This window comes from Pantoea sp. paga, from assembly GCF_007558755.1.
Taxonomy (GTDB): Bacteria; Pseudomonadota; Gammaproteobacteria; order Enterobacterales; family Enterobacteriaceae; genus Pantoea; species Pantoea agglomerans.
Genome location: NZ_VLTF01000028.1, coordinates 1 through 1,338, shown reverse-complemented (window position 1 = coordinate 1,338; position 1,338 = coordinate 1). Strand labels below are relative to the sequence as shown.

Annotated in this window: 2 pseudogenes; both read left to right on the top strand. The window is 44.2% G+C overall.

From position 1 onward, the window contains the following. Positions 1–415 (top strand): annotated as a pseudogene (locus tag FOV68_RS23820) (hypothetical protein); the annotation flags it as partial. Beyond that, positions 408–1,338 (top strand): annotated as a pseudogene (locus tag FOV68_RS23815) (integrase); the annotation flags it as partial. The pseudogenes FOV68_RS23820 and FOV68_RS23815, both read left to right, overlap by 8 nt.

The window sequence follows — 1,338 nt, the reverse complement described above, 5'->3', positions numbered from 1 at the left end:
AGTTTATGTTCAGTCAGGTCCAGATAGTTTGAATAAAATCGAAGATGCCGTTTCAGCTGAGCTTGGCTACTACTCAAAGATGTTTCAGGGAATGCTGATTAACAAGAGTGAGGATAAATATCCCGGTGGCAGTATCAGGAATAATACTGGTGAAAAAACAGGACAATGCGCCAGTTGCAAATCCTGCACAGCATGTGTGCCCATCCCCTGTTACACCTGCATGCATTTCAGACCTTTTGTTGAAGGGCCGCATGAAAAAGTACTCGAATATTTACTCGATGAGCGTAACAGGATTCAGTGCATAGCGGCTGATCCTATGACTACACAAATACTGGACAGAACAATTATTGCAGTATCAGAGGTGATAAATAAGTGCAAAGAAATTAAATCAAACCCGGAGGTGTCAAATGGATAATATCAAAAATGATAAAGTTAGAGTACTCGAAACGCGCAGGGAAAAATATTGCGCGCAGAAAATAGATGATTTTGTGAGCTACTGTCGGTTCACTCTCAATAAAAACGACCTTGTGAGATGGGAGAAGGTTAACTGGCCAAAAGTTTTCCTTTTCACTAAAACCCCTGTCAAAGGCGTAAAAAAAAGTTCTGTTATTGTAAATGAGCCCTTAGACAAGAATTTTATTGAGTTCGCTAAAAGCTATGTCCTTTACCACTACATGAATGGGGGCAAGAAAATCAATCAGCGTCTGAATATCGTTTTCAGAACACTTGAGGCCGCCCTATTGCGAGTCAATGGGCGGAGTCATATTCAGTACGTTAACCTCACTGTTCTGGACCAATGCGTTGTCACCTTAAAAAGCACATACACCAAAGCAGTAGCGCACGCCTGCGGCAAAGTACTGGAAGGACTGGTTTCATTTCTCAGAGAAAAAGAATTCCTGATCACTCAGTCACTGCTCTGGAAGAGCCCACTTAAAGCGCCGGAAGCAAGCCACAGGCTCACTAAAACTGCACAAGAAGCCCGTGAGGCAAAGTTACCTGACGAAGAGTCATTGAATGCTATCGCTGAAATCTTCGCACTTCCAGACGATCAGCTTTCAGAAATGGACGTATTCATAAGCTCTGTCTTTGCGTTGCTTATGTGTGCGCCTTCCAGAGTAACTGAAATCCTGACGCTCCCTGCGGATTGTGAAATCCGTGAGGCGGACAGGGAAGGAAAGCTGAGGTATGGGTTGAGATTCTATTCCGAAAAAGGCTTTGGTGGAAATGTGAAGTGGATTCCAGAAGTCATGGTCCCGGTTGCTGAGATAGCTATCAGGAGGCTGAGGACTCTTTCAGAAAACGCCCGGACATATGCCGGGGAGATTGAGATTTCTGGTG